Genomic DNA, 22,144 nt, shown 5'->3' on the forward strand with positions numbered 1-22,144 from the left:
TCATGTAATGTTCCCGGCGGAGGATTCGCCTAGAGGCCTAGGGCGCACGCTTGGAAAGCGTGTTGGGGGCAACCCCTCACGAGTTCGAATCTCGTATCCTCCGCAGCCGCCTGAACAGGCGAAACGAAGAGCCGGACCGCTGATCGCGGTCCGGCTCTTCGGCATGGCCTGGTCTCAGTTTTGGTCTCATTTACTTCAGACATTCAGGCACGAACCATCCACAACCGTGTCGCCAAGGGTTCACGCACATGTGCGCGCACGTCCGGGTCGGCGGTCACTACGATCGCCGGTCATGGACTGGTTGGAGCGGGCCGCGACGTTGCGGCAGTGGACCAAGGGCGGGGCGCGCGCTCCCCACAAACCGCTGCTCTTCCTGTACGCCCTCGGCCGGTTCCAGCAGGATGCAGACGGCGGGCTGTTCTACAGCGCGGTGGAGGAGGACCTGAAGCGGCTGCTGGCCGAGTACGGTCCGCCCAACAGGACAACGCCCTCCTACCCGTTCCATCATCTGGCCAGCGATGGGGTGTGGGAGGTGCGCACCGACCACGGCCCCGGCAGTCCCGGCAGCGCGGTGCGGGAGCTGCGGGCAGCCAGGGCTGTCGGACAGCTGGCGCCGGAGCTGCGGGCGGCACTGCGGCGCGAGCCGTCACTGCTGGGACGGCTCGCGCGCGTACTGCTCGACCAGCATTTCCCGCCCTCCCTGCACAGCGAACTGTGCGAAGCGATCGGACTGGAGCTGGAGCCGACGGAGACCGGGCGGCTTCCGTCAGCGCGACGGCAGAGGGACCGGCGGATGCGGGAGCTGGTGCTGACGGCTTACGAGTACCAGTGCGCCTTCTGCGGCTACGACGGGCGGATCGGAGCAGTGCCGGTCGGGCTGGAGGCCGCGCACGTGCGCTGGTGGGCGTTCGGCGGCCCGGATGACGTCGACAACGGACTCTGCCTCTGCTCACTGCACCACAAGCTCTTCGACAAGGGGGTCCTCGGTGTCGGCGACGGCCACCGCGTCCTCGTCTCGCAGCACTTCGTCGGCCGCAGCCCCGCAGCCCGCGAGCACGTCATAGCCCTCGCGGGCCGCCCCCTCATCGGCCCACAACCAGGCATACGACCCGTGGCGGCGCACCACCGCACCTGGCACACCAGCCAGGTCTTCCACGGCACCCCACGTCCCGGCGCAGATCGTCCGCGAAGTCGATCTCGCGAGGACTCGCGCACCCGCCCGTAGGTCAGCCCTCGTACTCCCACGGGTTGAGCAAGAGCGAGCCAGTCCGGGCCAGGTGCTTGACGTTCCGGCTCACCAGGGTCCATCCGTTCGCCAGAGCGGTGGCGGCGATCAGCGCATCCGGCGGATCGATGCTGGTTCCGGCGCTCTTCAACTTCCGATGAAGGGCAAGGTACGCGAGGGCTTCCTGTTCTCCGATGGCCGCGATCCGGTCGCTGTAGTCAACGCGGATGCTGTCGAGCACCCGCTCAAAAGCGGCACGCCGTACCAGGTCCGGTGTTTCCGCGATGCCCGCCTCGATCTCCGCGATCGTGATGACGCTCAGGTAGAGGGCGGTAGACGGGACCGAACGGGCCCAGGCCACAACAGCCGGAGCCGGCTTCGGCCGGGTGGTGATCTCGGAGACCACGTTGGTGTCGAGCAGGTAGATCACTCGCCACTCGCCGCATCGTCGTAGGAACGCTTCCCGAACTCCAGGCCCTCGAACGGGGCCGACTCAAGCCGATCGAGAAATCCGTCACTGCCGAGAGTGGCCCACCGATGAAGCATCTCCGGTAGCGCGTCGATGTCGGTGTCGGCGAGCTCGGCGTCGAAGTGCACGAGCTGCCGCTCGGGCAAGGACTCCCGGATCTCTCGAATCGTCCGGAGCGGATGCGGATCTTCAGGCCGACGGGGCGGCAGCGGGAGGTTCGGGGCAGTACTCATGATCGGCTCCTCCACGAAGCGGTCCGCGGGCCCATACCTGGGGACAAGCCTAGGCGGGCCGGCCGTCCCGCAAGCTGGATCCCGTCGAACCCATGCTGCCTGGTCTCAGTTCTGGTCTCATTCACCCCTGTCCGGGCCCGCCCAGACAGGGCCGCCCTGGACGCTCCGCCGCAGGTCAGGACGCCCACGACCCCCTCCGGACCCCCGTACGAACATTGGGAAAGCGTGTTGGGGGCAACCCCCTCACGAGTTCGAATCTCGTATCCTCCGCCACCGCCTGAACAGGCGAAACGAAGACCCCGGACCGCTCCAGCGGCCGGGGTCTTCGGCATGCCCGGGTCTCAGTTTCGGTCTCGTTCACTTGCGACATTCACGCTATTTCTCGCGATGCGCCGGGTCGCCCTGGGGAGCGGCGAGTGTCGGGGCCGACGGGTGCGCACCGCGAGGGCCGCCAGAACTAGGAGTATGTTTTATGTAGGCGTACTTCTATATCTGGAGCAGTCGTGGACAAGCCTGCCGAGATGTTCGACCGGGATTACGAGTGGTCGGCGCTGCGCCGGTTCATCACCGATCCTCAGCCAGGAGCGACTCTGGGTGTGGTCTCCGGGCGCCGCCGCCAGGGCAAGACGTTCCTGCTGGATGCCGCCTGCCGTGCCGCCGGAGGGTTCTACTTCGGTGCGACCGAGGCCGCAGATGCCGAGTCGCTCCGGCGGATCAGCGCAGCGCTGACCGCCCACGTCCGCCCCGCCAGCCCGTTCCACTTCGCCGACTGGGCGGAGGCCGTCGACGCCCTCCTCGCGCTCGGCGCCGAGCGGCCGGTCCCCGTGGTGATCGACGAGTTTCCCTACCTCGCCAAGGCCAACCCGGAGCTGCCCTCGATCATCCAGGAGGCGTTGCGGCCCCTGCGTGACCAGCGCACCGGCTCCCGTACCCGGCTGCTGCTGTGCGGCTCGGCGCTGTCCTTCATGGGCCGACTGCTCTCGGGTAGCGCCCCACTGCGCGGGCGGGCAGGGCTGGAGTTGGTCGTCCGTCCTCTGGACCACCGCCTCGCCGCCGAGTTCTGGGGCATCACCGACCCCCACCTGGCGATGAAGGTGAACGCGATCGTGGGCGGCACCCCGGCCTACCGGCGCGAATTCGCACGCGGCGACACGCCAAAGGGGCCGGATGACTTCGACGACTGGGTCGTCCGCACCGTCCTCAACCCCGAGACACCGCTCTTCCGCGAGGCCCGCTACCTGCTGGCCGAAGAACCCGACCTCCGCGACACCGCCCTGTATCTGTCCGTCCTGGCCGCCGTCGCCGACGGCAACGCCACACGCGGGGGCATGGCCGGCTACCTGGAACGCAAGGCCACCGACATCGCCCACCCCATCAACGTCCTCGAAGACGCGGGCCTGCTGCACCGGGACGCCGATGCCTTCCGCGACAACCGGCCCACTTACCGCATCGCCGAACCGCTGATCGGCTTCTACCACGCGATCATGCGACCGGTCTGGGACCAGCTCGAACGCCCCGGCAGCGCGGCACGGGTCTGGCAGGCCAGCCGCCGCCGCTTCGTCAGCAACGTCCTCGGGCCCCACTTCGAGCAGGTCTGCCGGGACTGGGCCCTACATCACGCCGACCCCGAGCTCCTGGGCGGCCTGCCGGCCCGCGTCGGACACGGCGTCGTGCACGACCCCAAGGCCCGCACCGGCCACGAGGTCGACGTGGCTGTCGTCGGAATCGCGGATGGTGGCAAGCCGCCACTGCTGGCCGTCGGAGAGGCCAAGTGGAACGACACCATGGGCGCTGCCCACATCGAACGTCTCCGGCACATCCGCGACCTCATCACCCTGGCAGGCCGCTACGACACGACGAACACACAGCTCATGTGCTTCAGCGGAGCAGGTTTCAACGACAGGGCGCACGCCACAGCAGCGGCCGACCCGGACATCCGACTGATCGACCTGGCGACCCTCTACGGCCAGGTCTGACGTCTCGGCGTCGCCCGAAGGTCAGCCTTCGGCACCTCGCAGCACCGCCAGCAGTTCCCCTACCGTTCCTTCAGTACGGGAAGCAGGTAGACCAGCACCATGGTGAGTGACGTCGGCAGGCAGAAGCCCACGGTTGCTCTCCAAAGTTGGTAGCGGCGACCGGTCCACCACTTGTCCAGGAAGGGGAGAAGAAGGCTGCTGATAGCCAGCAGCAGCGTGCCTTGCAACACCAGCGCTACATCACCGCGCGCCAAGCCGAATGCCTGACAGGCCCAGCCGTACAGGAGGGCCCCGATCAGGACCAGGCTGGGCAAGAAGATGATTGCAAGCCGACGCCCTGCTCTCCGCTCCGCGGCCTCCATCTCGGGAGTGACGATCTTGACGCGAACGTAGCGGGGCATGTCTCTCCAAGGACCGCGTATGCCAGGTAAGTAGAGCTGCAGCAGCGTATCGATCTCATCGAACGCACGTGCCGATATGCGCGAGACCAGACAGCCACCCCTGACACTGTGGTCTCATTCCTGGCCTCATTCACCTCCGTCCGGGCCTGTCCGGACAGGCCCGCACCGAACGCTCCGCCGCAGGTCAGGGCACCTACGACCCTCGCCGGACCCCCCGTACGAACATGTGGAAAGCGTGTTGGGGGCAACCCCTCACGAGTTCGAATCCCGTATCCTCCGCCACCGCCTGAACAGGCGAAACGAAGACCCCGGACCGCGCGAGCGGCCGGGGTCTTCGGCATGTCCTGGTTGCAGTTCCGGTTGCGTTCACATCCGACATGAGGTGCGTGCTGGCATGCCTCTCGCCGAATCGAGAGCGCTCCACAGACGCGATGCCGACACAAGCCCGGAACAGGCGCTCGCGGCACGAGGGGCGTCGCACCCCACGGAGCCCCGGACCACGAGCGAGCTGGCAGGCCGCGACTCACGCCCGACCGACGCGCGCCCGGACGCTCCACCCTTGCGCACCGAGCGGATTCCGACGCCGCCCCCACCCGGACAGGGGGCGACCCGTTCACGCTCCCCGAACCTCCACCCGAGCTCGCTGCGGACACCCGACAGCCACGAGGAAGAGAACGCAGCACAGCGATGAACTATCGCAGGTATATTTGTCTCCATACTTGATATCAAGGAGGTGTACCATGAGTCGTACGGTGATCGACCTCGATGACGAGCTGGTCGCGGACGTGGCCAAGGCTCTGGGGACCAGCACCAAGAAGGAGACGGTCAACACCGCCCTGCGCGAGGTGCTGGAGAGCAGGCGGCGCGCGCTGGCCCTGACCCGCCTGCGCGCTGCGGCCGACGACGGCGCATTCGATCTGACGCTCTTCGAGGACAAGCGGAACTACCGACGGTGAACGCAGCGCTCTACCTGATCGACACCAGCGCCCTCGCCCGCTTCATGCGGGGTGACGCGGAGCAGTACGGCTGGGACCAGGCGGCAGCCGCCGGCCTGATCGCCACGTGCCCCATCACGGAGCTGGAGTTCTTCTACAGCGCCCGGTCGGCGGCCGACCGGGCGCGCGGCATCGAGGACATGCGACTGCTCTTCGGCTGGGTTCCCGTCGACGACCGCGCCTACGACCGCGCCTGGCAGGTCCAGGAGGCCCTCACCAAGCAGGGCAAGCACCGCAGCGCAGGTGCGGTCGACCTCGTCGTCGCGGCAACTGCCGAGCTGCAGGGACTCACCCTCCTGCACTGCGACCACGACTTCGACTGCATCGCCGCAGTGACCGGCCAGCCCGTCCAGTGGTACGGACCGGAGGGCCGTAAGTAGCCGAGCAGCAGTTGCAGTCCTGGTTGCGTTCCCCTCCGTCCGGAGCCGTCCGGACAAGGCCGCCCAGGACGAGCCGCCGCAGGTCAGGACCGATGCGGCCCCCACGGGACGGGCGTACGAGCGTGTGGAAAGCGTGTTGGGGGCAACCCCTCACGAGTTCGAATCTCGTATCCTCCGCCAGCCCAAAGGGCCGGACTGTGAAAGCAGTCCGGCCCTTTGGCATTGCTCCGTGTCCGTTTTCGTCTCGGCTGGCCTTCGGGGGCCCTTTCGCGGGCTCCCGAAGGGCGTCTCCGACCTGCTGAGCGACCTTGCGCAGTGTGGTGCCCGTCACATGCGTGCAGCGGGCCCGCATCCGCGCCGCCCCCGCCCCCGGGCGTGCCTCCCGTCTGCGCCCCGCTCCAGACCGGCCGCCGGCCGCACGCCCACGGCTGGGGTTGATGGACAGCAGAAGCAGGCCTTCGAGCACGGCATAGGTTGGGCCCGTGAACCACAGCCGTTCCAACACCGGAGCACCCCACGAGGATGGCTTGCCGCCTCACCAGGTAGTCCTGGCGGAAACCGATTGGGGTTCGCTCCAGACGGCCTTCGGGAACGGCGAGGGCCTTCCCGAGCTCCTGGCGCGGCTGTTGGAGCCCGATCCCAAGGTGCAGGTCACCGCTTTGTCGGAGCTGGGCGAGCTGGTCGGCCACCAGAACAGCACCTACGAAGCCACTGCCCCCGTCGCCGTGTACGTAGCCGGCATCCTCACCCACCCGGCGGCCATGACCCTACGGCCCCATCGCAACGTCCCCGTCCGGGCGACACTGCTGAACTGGTTGGCTTCCACGGCCCACGACGCCTCCGACGAGGTCGTGGGGCGCATCGAGCAGCATTTCCCCGGCTTCCTCGCGTGCGGCACCGTCGTGGCGGCCTTCCGAGACCTGCGCACGGTGCTTTACCGGGCCGTCGCGCCCTTCCTGCAGGACGGCCACGAGGACGTGCGCGAAGCCGCCGCCCTCGCCTCGATCATCCTCGCCGAGCACCCCGGGCTCGCCGGGCACCGCGATCACCTCGCCGTGCACGCGCGCCACGTCCTGGACACCAGCAGTGACGCCCACAACCGGCGCACTGCCTGGAAGGCACTCAAAGCGTGGGGACACGACGTACCCGACCCCGAACCCTTCCGAGAGGAGCCCTGGGACCGGGGGCCGCACAGCGATGGTCGCGGCGACCTCGAACCTCCCTTCTGACCGACACGCGCACGGTCCGCCGGCGGACCACTGACCTCGCAAGGGGCAGTGCGCGGTCGGCGCTGACAGGTCATCTCCTGGCCATCGACGAAGCCCGACCGTCGGTTGGGTCCCGGACGGGTCTCCGGGCCGCCCCCAGACAGGCCGGGGATGCAACCGTTCCCTTCGGAGCTGGAACCCCCGGAAGCCGACCGCGCGCCTGAGACCCCAGGGGCCGCCACTGACAACGGCCCGTCCGTGAAAGGCCGTTGAGCGGTGAGTGTCCAGCTGCGTGGCAACGCCGACGAACAGCGGCGGACGGGCCCGAACGTCTGCGGGCCATCAGCGCAAGTGAGAGGCGCAACAGCCCGAGGGAGCGCCCCCACCCGGCCAGAGGACGGCCCGTTCGCATCTGCCTGCAGCCTCCGCCGGCCGCCTGAACAGACGAAACGAAGACCCCGGACCGCTTGGGCGGCCGGGGTCTTCGGCCTGTTCGAGATCCCACCGGTACGAGGGGTCGGTCCGCTCAGCGCGGAGCGTCATTGCCCGGGGGCCGGTGGCGGAGGGAGTCCTGGGAGTCGACGTACTTGAGCATGAGGCGGGCGAACTCCAGGCGCTCCTGCTCGGTCCAGTCGGCGGTGACGCACTCGAAGGCCGATCGCTGGTGGCGGCCGAAGCGGACCATCAGCTCACGGCCCTCGGGGCTGAGGTGGAGGACGGTGCGGCGACCGTCCCGCTGGGAGGCGGCGCGGACCAGGTAGCCGGCCGAGATGCAGTCGGAGACCATGCGGCTGGCCACCGACGGGTCCACGCCCAGGTGCTGGGCGACCGCGCCGACGGTGACCTCGCCGGCATCCTCCCGTTCGGCGTCCAGGACGATCCGCAGCACCAGCGTGCGGCTCAGGTCCTTCTGGGAGATCGGGTCCTCGACCTCCAGGAGCGAGGAGCGCCGCAGTTTCCCGAAGGCCGGGCCCACGGCGTCCAGCAGCTCGTCCGCCGTCTTCGGTTCGTGCTTCGTCATGCCTCCATCGTACAGACATGCATGTTCCAACGAAGGCATGTGTTGACCCACATATGCGTGCATGCAAGCATGCATATGTTGTCACGCAGCGAATGGAACACTCCATGACCATCCTCGTCACCGGCGCCCGCGGCAAGGTCGGCCAGGCCGTCGTCAACCGCCTGCACCCCACCGGTCTCACCGTGCGCGCCGCCAGCACCGACCCCGCCGAACTGACCGTTCCGAAGGGCGTCGAGACCATCGAGCTCGCCCTCGACCGGCCCGAGAGCCTCGATGCCGCGTTCCGCGGCGTCCGCCAGGTCTTCCTCCACCCCCAGCCCTCCGGCATCCACGAGCTGGTCGAGGCCGCCGAGGACGCGGGCGTCAAGCACGTCGTCCTGCTCTCCTCGTCCTCCGTCCTCGGCCCCGACGCCGAGAACGACCCGCTCGCCAGCCACAGCCTCCGGGTCGAACACGTCCTCGCCGCCTCCGACCTCACCTGCACGTTCCTGCGCCCGGACGCCTTCGCCAGCAACTCCCTCGCCTGGACCCACTTCACCGGTCGGTCGCTTCCGGTCCAACTCGCCTACCCGGACGCACACATCGCGCCCATCCACCCCGAGGACATCGCCGACATCGCCGTCGAGGCCCTGACCGGCACCTCCCTCACCGGCCGCTCGCTCACCCTGACCGGCCCCGAGTCGCTCACCTTCCGCGAGCAACTCGCGCTCCTCTCCGAGGCCCTCGGCCGTGACGTCCCGGTCGAGCAGATCACCCGCGCCGAGGCCGAACAGCAGATGGGCGCCCACACGCCCGCGCCGGTGGTCTCCTCGCTGCTCGACCGGTGGGAGGCCGCCGACCGCGGCCCGGCGGCCGTCGCCGACACCGTCGAAACCCTCCTCGGTCGCCCCGCCCGCACGTACCGGCAGTGGGCCCGCGAGAACGCCCCCGCCTTCACCCCGCACTGATCCGTGCGGGGCCCGCACCGCGAAGGCCCGCACGCCCGTCTCGGAGGAGAGCGGCCGGCGCTCCGTGTTGCCGATCAACATCGAGCTCGGCGGCCCCGCGAGCGCACCGGCCATGCGGCTGCTGCAGCGCAACGCCCGAACCCTGCACCGCCGACCCGTCCAGGAGCACCACATGAAGCCCATCGGTTACTGGCTCAACCGCACCGACAAGGCCCTCACCAGCCACATGAACTCCGTGCTGGCCGAGTTCGGCCTCACCCGACTCGCCTGGCAGGTCCTCAACGTCGTCAAGGACGCTCCCCGGGCCACCGACATCGGCGTCCTGGCCGTCCTGGCCGCCAACGCCGACGTCACCGCCCTGACCGACGCCATCGGGACGGTCGTCGCCGACGGCTGGGCCGCCCGCCCGGAGCCTGGCCGCCTCGCCCTGACCGACGACGGCCGCGCCCGCCTGCCCGAGGTCGCCGAACGCGTCGACGCCTTCCGCGAGCTGTCGACGGCCGGCATCAGTCGCGAGGAGTACCGGATCGCCGTCACCGTCCTGGAACGGATGGCCCACAACCTGGAGCCCGGGGAAGGACCATGACCCGGTCCAAGCCGCAGCTTCGGCATCGGTGGCCGAATGGGCGGGACGACCGCTCGGGTCCTGGTTGCGGTTCTGGTCGCCTTCCCCCATCCGGCCGCGTACGTGCCTCATCAGACGCGCCGGTCTTCCGGGGCGCCCCCAGGAGGTGGTGCGCCCGCGGAGGTGGTGCGCCCGTGGAGGTGGTGCGCCCGCGCCCTGGTGGTGCCGCCGGGCTCCCCGGCCCTCGGGGCCCGGCTCCGCATTGCCGCAGCTCGCCCCCCGGACTCGGAGGCGGCCACGGCCGGGGTCGTGACGCGCGATGCCTCTCGTCGGCCTGCTCCTCCCCGCGGGAACGGCCATCCGCATCGGGCCACGCGACGTACGACACCGGGAGGAACTCCTGCCCGAGCAAGTGCACCTCGTCCCCGCACCGTCACCGCCCCGGGAAACCGCCGACAGCTCCCGGCGCCTTCCGCACCCGACCGGACCGGAGATAACGGACGGGTAACGGAGCGCGAGGATGCGACCCGTTCTCGCTCCCCCTCCATGCATCACTCTTCGAGGAACGGGAGCACAGAACACCATGCACACCAGAATCGGCAGGTTCCTGGCCGCTGCGGCGTCCCTCACCACGCTGGCGGTCGGGGCCTCGTCCGCACCGGCCGCTGCGGACGACGCCAAGGAAGGGCGCGTCCTCGTCGTCATGGCCGACTTCTCCGACCGGGCGCATCCGGATCCGGCCGTGATGCGGGCGAACGCCATCGACAAGTACTTCGGTCCGGGCGAGTCGTTGACCACGTACTTCCGCGAGGTCTCGGGCGGTCGGTTCACCTTCGTGCCCGCCGTCAAGGAGAAGGTCATCGGACCGCTGACCCTCCGCCAGAAGGCCGGCTGCAGTGAACTCCGCGAGATCCGGGAGGACATCGAGGCCCAGGTGACCGCCAAGGGCCTGGTGCGCAAGGAGGACTGGGACAACCTGTCCATCGTCCTCCCCCACCTCAACTGCTACTGGGCCGGCATGGGCTCCGTCGGCGGCCGTTACACCTGGCTGAACACCGGCGGCAACGACGTCTCCGAGACGACGATCCGCCACGAGTTCGGCCACAACGTCGGCCTCGGCCACCAGGTCCGGTACACGTGCGAGGACGGCAACCTCGTCGACTGCGGAGAACGTGCCGCCGTCACGGGCCGGTCCCCGATGGGCGGCAACGGGGCGGCCGGGCTCTCCGCCACGCAGTTGATCCGCATGGGCTGGCTGGAGACCGCCGAACACCAGCGGGCCACCGGCTCCGGCACCTTCACCCTGCGCCCCCTGTACGGCGCCCAGCAGGGCATCCGGGCCCTGGAGGTCCCGATGGGCAAGGAGAGCCTGGTCCTGGAGTACCGCCGCCCGTCCGGTTCCCTCGACAAGAACCTCGACGGCGTCTACGCCTACCGCGTGACCGAGGGCCGCTACCACACCGCGGTCCCGATCGTCCTGTCCACCACCGAGCGCAACGAGGGCGTCACCGAACTCCGCGACGACGCGGGGAAGGTGACGGTGAAGGTCACCGGCCGGACCGCCGACGCCGCGACCGTCACCGTCGGCCTCGACGGGAAGGCCCCGGCCGCGGAAGCCGCACCGAGCACCGTCGTCGCGCCGGGGGAAACGGCCGACACCACCGTCCCCCAGGAGGTCACCGACCCGGCGGTTCCCACCAGTTCCACCGACGTCGACGAGAGCGGCACCGACTCCGCGCGGGAGGACGGTGCGCAGGAGGGCGGCGCCCCGAGCGCCGTGCAGTCCGCGGAAGCCGCTCCGTCCGGGAAGGTGGGCTTCACCAAGGGCCTCCCTGGCCAGAACCTCGCCGCGACGGGCAGCGACGGCACGACGCTCACGCTGACCGCCGTCGGCGGCGGTGCGCTCCTCATCGGCGGCGCGTTCGTCGCGACCCGCCACACCCGCCGGCGCAGGGCCGCCCAGGGGCACTGACCCACCCCGTGCGGCGTCCGGCCCCGGCCGGGCGCCGCTTCCCGTGCACCCGGGCCCCACCGTCGTACCCCGGCTCCCCGGCCGTCGTCCACCATCCCGCCGGGCCCCGGCCGTCGTCCACCATCCCGCCGGGCCCCGCCCGCCGAGCCTCCGGAGGCACCCTTCCCATGGCCACGACACCACCGGAGGACGCCGCGCACCAGGAAGCCGCCGCGGCCTGGCAGCCGTACCCGCCGGTCCAGTGGCAGGAATCCTGGTACCCCCATGCGCCACAGGCGTACGACCCGGCTTCCCACCTCCACGAGCGGTCCGCCCACCCGCATCCGTACGCCCCGCCGACCAGCCCTCCGCTCCGGTCGTCGGGCCCCTGGCACACGAGCCCACCGCAGGTGTACGCCCCGATCGCAGCGCCCTGTGACCTCCCCTCCCCACCTCGTGCCCATCCGCACCCCTCCCCGCAGTCGTACCCGTACGGGCAGCCACCGTCGGTCCCCCCACCGCTGCAGACACCGGACGCCCGGTACCCCCATCCGGCGCAGGCGTACGACCCGACCCCTCGGTCCCCCGGCCTGTCCGCCCGTCCACGGGAAGACGTCCCCGGGGCGCTGCTCCAACCGGAGTCGGCTCCCGGAGCGGCGGCTCCCGCGGCACCGGAGTCGGGGACGGGCCCGTCACGACGGACCGGTGGCCGGCGGGCGGCCCGTCGCGGAGCCGGGTCCGGACGGCGCCGGGCGCCCCGCCGCCGGACCGGTGCGCGCCGCCGTCACGAGGAGCCGCCCTCCACGGCCCTCGCCCGGAGCGCGAGCACCTTGTTGATCACCTCGGGACTGGCCATGGTCCTCTTCGTCGTCCACCAGGTGTGGTGGACGAACGTGCGGGCCCGCGCGGAGGCCGAGGAGGCACGGACGAAGCTGGAGCGGGCGTGGCGCGACGGGGTCCCGGAGCACCCGGCCGAGGACGGGGCCGGTGCGTTCGCGCCGGGCGAGGGCTTCGCGATCATCCGCATCCCCGCATTGGGGCTGGCGTTCCCGGTCGCGGAGGGCACCGGGACGGAGCAGGTGCTCGACAAGGGGCTGGTGGGGCACTACACGGGCACGGGGATGCCGTCCGACCCCGTGGGGAACGTCGTGCTGGCCGCGCACCGGAACACCCACGGCGAGCCCTTCCGGGAGATCGACAGGCTGGTGCCCGGGGACCGGATCGTCATGGAGACCGCAGCGGCCTCGTACTCCTACGAGGTCGCCGGCCGCATACCGGAGACGCCGCCGAGCGACGTCAGCGTGCTCCGACCGGTCCCCGGGGGATCGCCCTTCACCGTGCCCGGCCGGTACGTCACCCTGACGACGTGCACCCCCGAGTTCAGCAGTCGGGGGCGGCTGATCGTCTTCGGCCGGCTCGTCGAGGAGCGGCCGAGGAACCGGGGGTGACCTCCTCGACGACGGGGCCCCGGCCCCCGCTGCCGCCAGCGCGGCAGGACGACGCCCTGCCGCGCCCGGAGCACCGGCTCAGCCGACGTTGACGGCGGTCCGGTCCTCCTTCACCGTCCGGTACTCCTCGCCGCCCTTTCCGTAGGGGTCGCGTGCGGCGCCCGGGGTCGCGGTACGGGCCTCGTGGTCGTCGGTGGTCGAGGTCATGTAGACCGTCGGGGCCCGGCACCAGATCTTCGCGACCTTCTCGTTGCCGATCCCGGTCCCCCCCTCGATCCGTCACGGGTGGGGCCGTTGTACGCCGTCGTACGCCCTTCCGTTGAGGACCTTGCGGCCACTGCCCTCACTCGCCAGGTAGAACCGGTGGTTTGCCCGCTCCGGAGGACTGGTGCGGGTCTGTCCTGCGCACCTCGGGGCTCCAGCAGTCGGGCGAACAACCGTCCCGGGAGGGCTCCGGAACCGTCTCCGGGGTCGTCGCCGGCATCGACTGGGTGACCCGCAACGCCGTCAAACCGGCCGTCGCCAACATGAGCCTCGGCGGCGGCGCCAACACCGCGCTGGACGACGCCGTCCGCAACTCCATCGCCGCCGGCATCACCTATGCCGTCGCGGCCGGAAACGAGGACGAGGACGCCTCCGGATCCTCGCCCGCCCGCGTCTCCCAGGCGCTGACCGTCGGAGCGACCACGAGCGGCGACGACAGGGCGTACTTCTCCGACTACGGAAGTATCCTGGACCTGTTCGCCCCCGGCTACGGCATCACCTCGGCCTGGAACGGCAGCGACACGGACCGCCAGACCATCTCGGGCACCTCGATGGCGGCCCCGCACGTCGCGGGCGCCTCCGCCGTCTACCTCGCGGGCAACCCGTCGGCGACCCCGGCCCAAGTCTCCGCCGCCCTGACCTCGGCGGCCACCGAGGGAGTCGTCGGCGCCCCCGGAAGCGGCAGCCCGAACCGTCTGCTGCACGTCGCCGCCGGAGGGAGCGAACCCCCGCAGCCGCCCGACGGCGACCGCTACGAGAACACCGCCGACTACGCGATCAACGACCACGCCACCTCGGAATCGCCGATCGGGGTCAAGGGCCGCTCGGGCAACGCCCCGGTCGCGCCGAAGGTCGGAGTGGACATCAAGCACACCTACGTCGGAGACCTCCGGGTCGAGCTCCTGGCACCGGACGGCAGGGTCCACCTGCTCAAGGAGTACGGAGTCGGCGGAAGCAACGACGACCTGCTCGCGACCTACACCGTCGACGCCTCGGCGTCCCCCGCCAACGGCATCTGGAACCTCCGGGTCCATGACAACGCCTGGTGGGACACCGGAAAGATCGACTCCTGGTCCCTGACCTTCTGCCCCCCGCCCGGCCGGGCGCACCGGAGCGGACCTCACCACGAGGTCCGCCCCTCCGCCCCCGAGACCGGGCAGCACCGCCCCACCGGCTCCCCGAGCAGGCCCGGCAGGCGCATCATGGACAGAGAGAAGACGTGCCGGACGTACCGCGGGAGGCAGGCCACCGACGGCCGCACGGAAGACCCGCACCCACCGGCCCCGCGCCCTCGGCACGCCGGCGAGCGGAGGGTCAGCGCCATGTCACCTGCCGACCGGAAGCCCCTCGTCGAGCGCCCGCGCCCCTCCCCCGACCCCCTGGACACGGCCCCGCACGGAAGGCTGATGAGCACGGCGATCCGGGAGGCCCTCAGCGCACTGGACGCCGTCACCGGGATCGTCTACCTGCTGGACCGGGACCACCGGTGGCTACGGGCCACCCTGATCGGCGGTTCTCCCCCGGTGGTCTTCACCATGCCGGAGCAGATCGCCCTCGACGCCCCGTACGCTTCGTCGACGGCCTGGCGGACCGGCACGGTCACCGTCATCGGGGAGCCCGAGATCCGCGCCGACGACCCGGGGCTCGCGCGGCTCGTCCCCTTCCCGTACTCGGTGGCGTCCACCCCCCTGGAGTCGGGCGACCACCGGTTCGGCGCGCTGACCCTCATCCGGCTCCCCACCCACCACGGCGCCCTGGACACCGCGAAGCGCCACCGGCTCCGCACCATCGGCGACCGACTGGCCGACGGCCTGGCGGCGTACGCGGGACACGGGCCCCTGCCGGACCCGCCGCTCCACCCCGTGGTCTTCCCGGTCGAGCCCGCACGGAAGCCGGCGCACCCCGAACCCATCGGGGGTTGGGGCCTGCCCGAGATCCCCGGCTCGTACGGCACCACCCTGATGTACCACCTGCACAAGCTCTCCGAAGCCCTCAACCAGGCCGGGGACCCGCATGCCGTGGCCGACGCGGCCCGGGCCAGGATCATGGAGCCCTACCGTGCGCGGTCCCTCGTCATCACCGGGTTCGGCGACGGTCGACTCTGGGTAACGGCCCACCACGGCACCAGCGTCGGCGCGCTCCGCTCGATCCACGGCGCCTCCGCCGACGGCCCCTCCCCCTACGCGGACGCCCTGCGCAGCAGGGACCTCCTGCTGTTCCCCGACCGTGCCGAGCTGCTCTCCGCCCATCCCGACGCGCCCGACGACGGCTGCCGCGCCTGGGCCTACCTGCCCCTCCGCGCGGGCGACGTCCCGGTGGGCGTCTGCGTCCTGGGCTTCGCGGAGGAACGCCGGTTCACCCCGGAGGAGCAGGCGACGGCCATGATGATGGCGAGCCTGCTCGCCCAGGCCCTGGAACGCGTCAAGCTCGACGAGAGGAAGCACGCGCTCGCCGAAAGCGTGCAGAAGTGGCTGCTCCCACGGATCCTCGGGGACCTGCCCGACATGGTCACGACCGCGCGCTACCTACCCGCCGCCTCGACCTCCGGAATCGGAGGCGACTGGTACGACGTGATCACCCTGCCGGACAGGAAGATCTGCCTGATCGTGGGCGACGTCGAGGGCCACAACGTGGAGAGCGCGGTCCTGATGGGACAGTTGCGCAGCGCGATGCTCGCCTACGCCCGCGAGGGACACGGCCCGGCCGCGGTGCTCAGCCGGACCGCGGACCTGCTCGCCGAGCTGGAGACCGAGCTGCTGGCGACGTGCTGTTGCGTCCGGGTCGACGCCGCGCAGGGCACGGTGGAAGTGGCATCGGCCGGTCACCCCCCACCGCTCGTACGGCGCCCCGACGGCAGCATCGACACCCCCGACGCACCCGTCGACGTCCCCCTGGGGGTCCATCCCGGCGTCGCGTACCGGAGCGTCGAATCCCTCCTCGAACCCGGCACCCTGCTCCTCCTCTACACCGACGGGCTGACCGCCGTCCGGAACGCCGACGCGATGCCCCGGGTCCGGGAACTGCTGGCGGCCGACCGCTCCGGCCCGGGGCACCACCTGGAAGAACTCGCGGACCAACTCGTCGCCACCCTGCCCGCGCCCCCGGAACGCACCGATGACGTCGTCCTGCTCCTCGCACGCTACGAGGGCCCGGTGCCGGGACTCAGGCGCCGCTTCGAGCGGATGGAGATCCAGCGGCACGACCTGCTGGGCGTCCGGGCCGCGCGGAGGTTCGTCCGGGAGAGCCTCCTCGCCTGGGACCGCGAGGAACTCGTGGACAGCCTGGAGCTCCTGGCCTCGGAGGTGGTGACCAATGCGCTGATCCATGCGGACAGCCGTGTCGACCTACGGCTGCGCGAAGGCCCGGACCACATCCGGCTGGAGGTCCGCGACTCCGACGTCACTCCCCCCATTCCCTCGCCGATCTCCGTGTCCGGAGGGGAGAACGCCCAGGCGGAACACGGCCGTGGCCTCCTCATCGTGGAAAGCCTGGCGAGCTCCTGGGGCACCTCCCCCAGCGGTCGCGGCAAGACCGTCTGGCTGGAACTGCCCCTGTGAAGGACCGTCATGCGCCGCTGACCACGAGTGCAGGGACGGCCGCCGCTCCGTGACCGCACGTCCTAGATACGTCCCCTGGGGGTCCACCCGCTGCAGCACACCGAGGGCACCTGGCCGAAAGTCATCTACCGAAGGGCGCTGGCCACCGAACGCGGCTCCTCCCCCGGGGCATCGCCTGCGGCACGATCCCGATCATGAATCGTCGTCGAGCCTGGCTGATCCCCCTGCTGTGGACCCTCGCCCTCGGACTGTGGGGGCTGTCCCGACAGAACAGCGTGTGGCGGGACGAAGCCGCCACCTGGCAGGTGGCGGGGCGTTCCACCGCCGACATCCTGCGGATGCTGGAGAACGTCGACGTCGTCCACGGGCTCTACTACTTGTTCATGCACGCGCTCTTCGAGTGCTTCGGCCCCAGCACGACGGTCCTGCGACTGCCGTCCGTCCTGGCCCTGTCAGTGGCTGCCGCTTGTGTGGCGGTCATCGGCCAGCGCCTGGGCGGGACGTCCACGGGAGCCGGATCGGGACTGGCAGCGGGACTGGCGTTCGGGCTGCTTCCGGCCGTCCAGTTCCACCTCCAGGAAGGACGCCCCTACGCGCTGGTCACGGCCGGAGCCGGAATCTCCACGTTGCTGCTGGTGACCTCCGTGCAGGGCAGGAACGGCACGGACGGCCGGGACGCACGGGACCGTGAGGGCGTCGGAGGCACCCGGGACCGTCACGCCGCCGTCCGCTGGACCGCCTACGGCGCCACGGTCCTCGTCTGCGGCCTGCTGAACTGGCTCTCGCTGCTGATCCTGCCGGCGCACCTGGTGACCCTGCTCCGGGCGCGGGCGGGTCGCGAGGTGTGGACGCGCTGGGCGGTGGCCTCGGCCACCGCCACGACGGGTGTCCTTCCCCTGGTCCTCTTCAGCCTGACCCAGTCCGACCAGGTCTCCTGGATCCCCCCGCTGACCTGGCACATGCTGATCGGCCCGGCGGTCCTGCTGGCCCTGGGCGGCATCGGAGCCCTGGCGGACCGGCGAGCAACGGACCGGGCAACGGACCGGGCAACGGACAGCGCAACGGACAGGGCCGCGGCCGGGGAAGGCGGCCGGCTGTCGGTAGCAGCCGTCGGGCTACCGCTACTGGCCGTACCCCACATCGGTCTGGTCGGCATCTCCCTGGTCAGGCCGCTCTTCCTGGAACGGTACGTGCTGTTCAGCATGTTGGGTCTGGCGCTGCTGCTCGGATCGATCATCTCCGCAGCGGAACGGGCAGCCGCGCCCCTCCTCCCACGGGCCTCGCGGTGGACGGTCCCGGCGACCGTCACCGCGGCGGCGGTCGCACTGCTGCCGCAGTCGCTGGCCAAGAGGTCCCCGGACAGCCGGGTCGACGACGTCCTCGCCACGGCCGGAGAGGTGCAGCGGCTGAGTCGCCCCGGGGACGCCGTCCTCTACGTACCGGCCGCACGCCGGGACACCCGGCTCGTCTCTCCCGGCGCCTTCACCGGCCTGCGGGACATCGCACTCGCGGAGGGCCCGGAGGAGTCGGGAACACTGAAGGGCGTGGAGGCCTCCCCCGCCCGCATACGGGAAGCAATGCTCGCCCAGCGGCGCATAGTGCTGGTCACGGACGCAGGAGGGGGACCGGCACCGGTCGCGGGGACGGAGCGGGACGGGACGAAGGTCGCCGTACTGGGGGAACGCTTCGCCCTGGTGGCCGACGGCCAGGTCCACGGGCGCAGGGTGATGGTGTACGAGCGGCGCACCACGGAGCGCTGACCGACGACAGGGACGCGGCCGGGCGCGGAACTGCACCGATGCATCGATGCACCGCCACCGAGCCCCGCACCTGACGTACAACCGGCCCACCGCGCACCCGAGCGGGATCCCCGCACTTGGCCGTATTTCGCCCCTCCGGGATCCGGGCGTCGACCGAGAGCCGAAGCCGAGGCACAGAACCCGCACGACACAGGCGAGACCCACAGGGCTGACCGGGAGCGCGAAGGGGGCCGTTCACCGGATCGGGGGGTGATCCGAGGGAGGGACGTTCCTCCTCCATCACTCAGGTAGCGATGCCGCTACTTTCTGTGACTACCAGTCGGCACACTCAACTTGGGGATATCCATGAGGAAGTTGGCAACGGCGACGGTGGCCGCGGGGCTGTTCTTCGGAGGGGTGGGGGTGGCAGCGGCCGACTCCGGGCGTGAGTTGGTGATGCGAGCGCCTGGCGTTGCGTTCGTCGGGACGTACCAGTGGCAGCCCACAACCAAGGTCCCGAGCGGGCTGCACGTAAAGGGCGAACTGCGAGACGAAAGCGTCAACGATGGCCACAACGTCTACCTTCGCGTAAGGGTGGAAGGTTACCCATGGGGCCACCTCAGCGGGACCCAGAAGAAGCACGTCAAGGTTGACAAGGTTTTTTACGACGGCGCCGTCTTGAAGACTAAGCAAGTACGGATTCACGCTTGCGTCGACCGCGGATCCTTCCGACCCGACTACTGCTCACCGGAACGTCTTTTCTCGCGAGACTAGTAGCCAGCCCGGGGAGTTCCGAGCCACAGCTCCCCGTCCACAGGGAGCGCACCGTGACGGACGTCATCCTCCGCGCCGAAGGCGTGGGCCTCTCGTACGGCAATGAACAAGCCGTGAGGAATGTCGATTTCACACTCAAGCACGGCGAAGTAGCCGCCATCATGGGGAGTAGCGGGTCAGGAAAGTCGTCACTGCTGTACTGCCTGGCTGGAGTCCTCACCCCGACCAGCGGCGCTGTGACATTCGATGGGGTCGACCTCTCATGTCTCCCCGATGGAGAGCTAAGCTCCTTACGCCGCACTCGCCTTGGGTTCGTCTTTCAATACGGGGAGTTACTTCCGGAGCTAACGGCAGAAGAGAACGCAGCACTACCTCTCCGTCTTGCAGGAGTCAGCAAAGAACACGCCCATGCGATGGCCGGTCAGGTTCTCACGCGACTCGGGATGGGCGATCTGCTACGGCGCCGAACTTCAAAGTTGTCAGGTGGCCAGAGCCAACGCGTGGCCGTCGCACGGGCCCTGGTGCACCGACCCGATGTGGTTTTCGCAGATGAGCCGACCGGCGCGCTCGACAGCATGAACGCAGATACCGTGCTAAGCGAGTTCCTACAGTTGGCACGGAGACAAAAGACAGCCCTAGTAATCGTCACGCACGACGCAGATGTCGCCGCAAAGGCCGACACTCAGTACACGATGTCAGATGGCCTCCTATCCCAACGGGTGGCCGTGTGAGCACTTTTACCCTTGGGCTGCGGCTCATGTGGAGAAGCGGGCATCGAGGAAAAGTCCGCTTCCTGCTCATGACACTCGGTTCGACTCTCGGAGTCTTCTGCCTGTCCACGGTGCTCACCATCCCGTCAATCCTCACCTCCCATGACGCCCGTACGGCAGCACGAGAGCCGACTCCAGGGAAAAGTAATGTCCTATACCAGGAATTCCGTGACCCGTATGGGGCACAGCCGCTACATCGCTTGTTCGTCGCACGGATAGCGCCCGGACCAGCTCCACTCCCCCCTGGAGTGAAGAGATTGCCGAATGAGGGCGAGGTGATCATTTCACCAAGGCTTGCCGACCTCTTGCGCGCCAACCCGAGATCATCCGGCCTGATCCCAGGTCGGGTAATCGGAACCATCGCCCCAGAAGGATTGGGCGACACTGAAGATTTGTACGCCTATATCGGCACCACTCCGGCAGAACTCACCGATCCGAAGGAACTCGGCAGTTTCGGAACCGGCCGATCGTGGCGGCAAATCGTCGACCCCTCGGCACTCACTGTCCTGAGGTTCACCCTCGGGTGCATCGTGCTGCTTCCCCTGGTCATCTACCTATCCGTCTGCGCCCGGCTTTCAGGGGAGTCACGCGCTCGTCGGCTCGCAGCTCTCCGACTCGTCGGGCTAAGCGTGAAGGACACCTTGCGGGTCAATGCGGGGGAGAGCGTCCTGGCTGCCTCAGTGGGTGCCGTGCTCGGACTCACTGGATACCTGCTAGCCAACGAACTCATGTCCAGGATCGGACTACCCGGGCTGCATTGGTATCCGGCCGACGGGCGGCCGGAGTGGGTGACGGTTGCGGTGTGCTTGTTGGGGTGTCCGGCACTCGCTTGGTTCGTGGGGCAGTTCAGTGCACGGCAGGCCGTCCTGTCGCCGATCGATGTGCGGCGCACCGGGGAGCGGAAGCCTCCGAAGAAGTTCGGAGTGCTCCTCCTCGTACCCGGGCTCGGGATCATCGTCGGTTACTGCGTGCTCGGCGCCCTGGGAAGGGATTCGGCTGGAGGAGCAGCCAGTTCACTGCTGGTGCCCGGGGCCGTGTTGTTGACGGGCGTCGGGCTCGTCTTCGGGTTGGCTCCGATCACGGCCTGGCTCGCTCGACGGCTGGGGGGCGTGGTCGAGTCGCTGCCCATGGCCTTGGCGATGCGGCGGACGGAGGTGGATCCGGGCTCTTCGCTCCGGGTGGTGACCGGTCTGGTGTTGCTGGTGTTCGGGGCCTCGCTCACGCAAGGCGTCCTCATCGAGTTGGATCAGGTCAGCAGGCGGACGGCTCCGGTTCAGGAGTACAACCTTCGGTTGAGCGATGTCTCCCAGGCGCAGCGAAAGGCGCTGGCCGGGGTTCCCGGTGTGCGGATGGCGACCGTCTCGTACAGCTCCTGGGATCCTCTGGACGGGAGCGATGTCGCACGTGCCGACCTGGTGGTCGGCACGTGCGGACAACTCGCCGCGTACACCCGGCAGGCCACTGGCTGCGTGGACGGACGCGTCATGCAGTTGCACGACGGCCACACGCCTTCTGAGTACGACCCCAAGGCGGGCGAGCGATACCCCTTTGCGTTGGAGGACGGTCGCAGGGTCTTGCTCACGGTTCCTGCCGAACGGGTCGATCTGCACCCCTGGGGCGCGTCCGTCTTCCAGTCGGGCGCCCTTCTCGTCCCTCCTCCGCTTCTTCCCTCCGGGCTTGCGGACGCGAACGGAGTGCTCACCCTCGTCAGCGATGCCGATCCCGACACCGTTCGGGCCGTGCTCGACGGGATCGGGAGGATCGCGCCCACCGCGGCCGTGGAGCCCGTGGGGATCGTGATCGATTCGCTTGCCCAACTGACCGTCATCAGGAGCCTGTTGGTCGTGGGGATGGCGCTCGGGCTGGTGATCGGGGTGGCTGCTTTCGTGGTGTCGGCGGCCGATCGGGCCGTGGAGCGGCGAGGTCAGGTGACGGCGCTGGCGCTGTTGGGCGCTCGGGCGGGGACCTTGCGGATGGTGCAAGTGGTTCAGGTCCTGGTGCCGTTGGTGGTGGGACTGGGGGCGGCGATCGTCACCGGGTGGCTCGCCGAGTCCAGCTACCTGATCACCGGCGGGGGGTCGGTGCACTGGGACTGGGAGGGGCTGCCCTTGCTGTTCGCCTGTGCGCTGGGGGTGTTGTTCGCCGCGGGCTTGGCCTCCCTCCCCATGGTGCGGCGACACGTCGATCCCGAGCACATCCGGCGGGACTGAGGGCAGGGCGT

General features: G+C 69.9%; 19 protein-coding genes, 1 tRNA gene and 1 pseudogene. 16 read left to right on the forward strand and 5 right to left on the reverse strand.

What is annotated here, in order from left to right:
* The first annotated feature begins 18 nt into the window (after nt 1-18).
* Both ACFW2Y_RS05630 and ACFW2Y_RS05635 read left to right on the forward strand, forming a co-directional pair.
* Nucleotides 19-103, forward strand: a tRNA-Ser gene (locus ACFW2Y_RS05630).
* Nucleotides 104-292: 189 nt separating this feature from the next.
* Complete coding sequence (locus ACFW2Y_RS05635; RefSeq protein ID WP_384873978.1) at nt 293-1,225, forward strand: phosphorothioated DNA-binding restriction endonuclease; 933 nt, start codon at nt 293-295, stop codon at nt 1,223-1,225.
* Between the two features lies 1 nt (nt 1,226).
* Here ACFW2Y_RS05635 and ACFW2Y_RS05640 read toward each other — a convergent pair whose 3' ends face one another.
* Both ACFW2Y_RS05640 and ACFW2Y_RS05645 read right to left on the reverse strand, forming a co-directional pair.
* On the reverse strand, nt 1,227-1,655 hold the full coding sequence (locus ACFW2Y_RS05640) for a type II toxin-antitoxin system VapC family toxin (protein WP_384873981.1): 429 nt from the start codon (nt 1,653-1,655) through the stop codon (nt 1,227-1,229).
* The gene (locus tag ACFW2Y_RS05645) at nt 1,652-1,927 is read right to left on the reverse strand and encodes a hypothetical protein (RefSeq protein ID WP_384873983.1); all 276 of its coding nucleotides are present in this window, start codon (nt 1,925-1,927) and stop codon (nt 1,652-1,654) included. The genes ACFW2Y_RS05640 and ACFW2Y_RS05645 overlap by 4 nt, the downstream gene beginning before the upstream one ends.
* A 503-nt stretch (nt 1,928-2,430) precedes the next feature.
* On the opposite strand from ACFW2Y_RS05645, the gene ACFW2Y_RS05650 reads away from it, so the two are divergent.
* Complete coding sequence (locus tag ACFW2Y_RS05650) at nt 2,431-3,903, forward strand: ATP-binding protein (protein ID WP_384873986.1); 1,473 nt, start codon at nt 2,431-2,433, stop codon at nt 3,901-3,903.
* Between the two features lie 59 nt (nt 3,904-3,962).
* Here the strand turns inward: ACFW2Y_RS05650 and ACFW2Y_RS05655 are convergent, their stop codons facing one another.
* A complete protein-coding gene (locus ACFW2Y_RS05655; RefSeq protein WP_384873989.1) occupies nt 3,963-4,304 on the reverse strand; it encodes a hypothetical protein in 342 nt (113 codons plus the stop codon).
* Nucleotides 4,305-5,044: 740 nt separating this feature from the next.
* Here ACFW2Y_RS05655 and ACFW2Y_RS05660 point away from each other — a divergent pair.
* From ACFW2Y_RS05660 to ACFW2Y_RS05670, 3 genes are all read left to right on the forward strand, one after another.
* Nucleotides 5,045-5,260 carry a type II toxin-antitoxin system VapB family antitoxin gene (locus ACFW2Y_RS05660; protein ID WP_309548726.1) on the forward strand — a complete coding sequence of 72 codons (216 nt, stop codon included), beginning with the start codon at nt 5,045-5,047 and terminating at the stop codon, nt 5,258-5,260.
* Nucleotides 5,257-5,679 (forward strand): PIN domain nuclease, encoded by a 423-nt coding sequence (locus ACFW2Y_RS05665; protein WP_384873992.1) that lies wholly within the window; start codon nt 5,257-5,259, stop codon nt 5,677-5,679. Before ACFW2Y_RS05660 ends, ACFW2Y_RS05665 begins: the two co-directional genes overlap by 4 nt.
* A gap of 482 nt (nt 5,680-6,161) precedes the next feature.
* Nucleotides 6,162-6,908: a hypothetical protein gene (locus ACFW2Y_RS05670; RefSeq protein ID WP_384873995.1), complete on the forward strand. Its 747-nt coding sequence runs from the start codon at nt 6,162-6,164 to the stop codon at nt 6,906-6,908.
* Nucleotides 6,909-7,413: 505 nt separating this feature from the next.
* Here the strand turns inward: ACFW2Y_RS05670 and ACFW2Y_RS05675 are convergent.
* Complete coding sequence (locus tag ACFW2Y_RS05675; RefSeq protein WP_384873998.1) at nt 7,414-7,908, reverse strand: MarR family winged helix-turn-helix transcriptional regulator; 495 nt, start codon at nt 7,906-7,908, stop codon at nt 7,414-7,416.
* Between the two features lie 104 nt (nt 7,909-8,012).
* Between ACFW2Y_RS05675 and ACFW2Y_RS05680 the strand changes: the two genes are divergently transcribed.
* The 4 genes from ACFW2Y_RS05680 (at nt 8,013) to ACFW2Y_RS05695 (ending at nt 12,819) form a co-directional block, all read left to right on the forward strand.
* Complete coding sequence (locus ACFW2Y_RS05680; RefSeq protein WP_384874000.1) at nt 8,013-8,855, forward strand: NAD(P)H-binding protein; 843 nt, start codon at nt 8,013-8,015, stop codon at nt 8,853-8,855.
* 64 nt (nt 8,856-8,919) lie between these two features.
* Nucleotides 8,920-9,441, forward strand: coding sequence for a MarR family winged helix-turn-helix transcriptional regulator (locus ACFW2Y_RS05685; RefSeq protein ID WP_384874003.1), 522 nt, complete (start codon nt 8,920-8,922; stop codon nt 9,439-9,441).
* A 562-nt stretch (nt 9,442-10,003) separates the two neighbouring features.
* On the forward strand, nt 10,004-11,392 hold the full coding sequence (locus ACFW2Y_RS05690) for a hypothetical protein (RefSeq protein ID WP_384874006.1): 1,389 nt from the start codon (nt 10,004-10,006) through the stop codon (nt 11,390-11,392).
* A 167-nt stretch (nt 11,393-11,559) separates the two neighbouring features.
* Nucleotides 11,560-12,819, forward strand: a complete 1,260-nt coding sequence (locus tag ACFW2Y_RS05695; protein ID WP_384874009.1) for a class E sortase — start codon at nt 11,560-11,562, stop codon at nt 12,817-12,819.
* A gap of 78 nt (nt 12,820-12,897) precedes the next feature.
* On the opposite strand, the gene ACFW2Y_RS05700 is transcribed toward ACFW2Y_RS05695, so the two are convergent.
* On the reverse strand, nt 12,898-13,095 hold the full coding sequence (locus tag ACFW2Y_RS05700) for a M4 family metallopeptidase (RefSeq protein WP_384874052.1): 198 nt from the start codon (nt 13,093-13,095) through the stop codon (nt 12,898-12,900).
* Between the two features lie 164 nt (nt 13,096-13,259).
* Between ACFW2Y_RS05700 and ACFW2Y_RS05705 the strand changes: the two are divergent.
* The 6 genes and pseudogenes from ACFW2Y_RS05705 to ACFW2Y_RS05730 all read left to right on the forward strand — a co-directional run.
* A pseudogene (locus tag ACFW2Y_RS05705) lies at nt 13,260-14,168 on the forward strand (S8 family serine peptidase); the annotation flags it as partial.
* The gene (locus ACFW2Y_RS05710) at nt 14,160-16,640 is read left to right on the forward strand and encodes a SpoIIE family protein phosphatase (protein WP_384874055.1); all 2,481 of its coding nucleotides are present in this window, start codon (nt 14,160-14,162) and stop codon (nt 16,638-16,640) included. The pseudogene ACFW2Y_RS05705 and the gene ACFW2Y_RS05710, both read left to right, overlap by 9 nt.
* Nucleotides 16,641-16,834: 194 nt before the next feature.
* Nucleotides 16,835-18,400: a hypothetical protein gene (locus ACFW2Y_RS05715; protein WP_384874011.1), complete on the forward strand. Its 1,566-nt coding sequence runs from the start codon at nt 16,835-16,837 to the stop codon at nt 18,398-18,400.
* A 345-nt stretch (nt 18,401-18,745) separates the two neighbouring features.
* Nucleotides 18,746-19,153, forward strand: a complete 408-nt coding sequence (locus ACFW2Y_RS05720; RefSeq protein WP_384874014.1) for a hypothetical protein — start codon at nt 18,746-18,748, stop codon at nt 19,151-19,153.
* 53 nt (nt 19,154-19,206) lie between these two features.
* Nucleotides 19,207-19,884 carry an ABC transporter ATP-binding protein gene (locus ACFW2Y_RS05725; RefSeq protein ID WP_384874017.1) on the forward strand — a complete coding sequence of 226 codons (678 nt, stop codon included), beginning with the start codon at nt 19,207-19,209 and terminating at the stop codon, nt 19,882-19,884.
* 26 nt (nt 19,885-19,910) lie between these two features.
* Entirely contained in the window at nt 19,911-22,133 is a 2,223-nt protein-coding gene (locus tag ACFW2Y_RS05730; RefSeq protein ID WP_384874058.1) for an FtsX-like permease family protein, read from the forward strand.
* The last annotated feature ends 11 nt before the right edge of the window (nt 22,134-22,144 follow it).

The sequence above is a fragment of the Streptomyces sp. NPDC058877 genome (assembly GCF_042742855.1).
GTDB lineage: Bacteria > Actinomycetota > Actinomycetes > Streptomycetales > Streptomycetaceae > Streptomyces.

Excerpts from the sequence above, each read along its gene's own strand:
- ACFW2Y_RS05635 (WP_384873978.1), top strand. The coding sequence starts at position 293 with ATGGACTGGTTGGAGCGGGCCGCGACGTTGCGGCAGTGGACCAAGGGC.
- ACFW2Y_RS05645 (WP_384873983.1), bottom strand. The coding sequence starts at position 1,927 with ATGAGTACTGCCCCGAACCTCCCGCTGCCGCCCCGTCGGCCTGAAGAT.
- ACFW2Y_RS05655 (WP_384873989.1), bottom strand. The coding sequence starts at position 4,304 with ATGCCCCGCTACGTTCGCGTCAAGATCGTCACTCCCGAGATGGAGGCC.
- ACFW2Y_RS05660 (WP_309548726.1), top strand. The coding sequence starts at position 5,045 with ATGAGTCGTACGGTGATCGACCTCGATGACGAGCTGGTCGCGGACGTG.
- ACFW2Y_RS05675 (WP_384873998.1), bottom strand. The coding sequence starts at position 7,908 with ATGACGAAGCACGAACCGAAGACGGCGGACGAGCTGCTGGACGCCGTG.
- ACFW2Y_RS05680 (WP_384874000.1), top strand. The coding sequence starts at position 8,013 with ATGACCATCCTCGTCACCGGCGCCCGCGGCAAGGTCGGCCAGGCCGTC.
- ACFW2Y_RS05690 (WP_384874006.1), top strand. The coding sequence starts at position 10,004 with ATGCACACCAGAATCGGCAGGTTCCTGGCCGCTGCGGCGTCCCTCACC.
- ACFW2Y_RS05695 (WP_384874009.1), top strand. The coding sequence starts at position 11,560 with ATGGCCACGACACCACCGGAGGACGCCGCGCACCAGGAAGCCGCCGCG.
- ACFW2Y_RS05715 (WP_384874011.1), top strand. The coding sequence starts at position 16,835 with ATGAATCGTCGTCGAGCCTGGCTGATCCCCCTGCTGTGGACCCTCGCC.
- ACFW2Y_RS05720 (WP_384874014.1), top strand. The coding sequence starts at position 18,746 with ATGAGGAAGTTGGCAACGGCGACGGTGGCCGCGGGGCTGTTCTTCGGA.
- ACFW2Y_RS05730 (WP_384874058.1), top strand. The coding sequence starts at position 19,911 with ATGTGGAGAAGCGGGCATCGAGGAAAAGTCCGCTTCCTGCTCATGACA.